A 209-nucleotide genomic window follows, 5' to 3' on the forward strand; every position below is an offset into this window, starting at 1 on the left:
CCGTGGCTCGCACTCCAGGCTCGGACCCGACGCTGCAGCGTGCGCAACAAGGCGTCTTCGTACTGACCTGGATGGCGCCCTTGCATCTCTTCTAGAAGCGTTGTCGCCGTCAGCGCCGGTGACGCGACCAGCAACGGCACGATCTCGCTGTCCCAGACGGCTTCAAATGGATCGGCGCGGGTGCGCCATGCTCGCGCTTCGCGCTGTGA

At 65.6% G+C, this 209-nt stretch carries 1 pseudogene; it reads right to left on the reverse strand.

What is annotated here, in order from left to right:
- Nucleotides 1–209, reverse strand: a pseudogene (locus AC6H42_RS10360) (IS21 family transposase); the annotation flags it as partial.

It is taken from the genome of Massilia sp. NBRC 108631, from assembly GCF_059704565.1.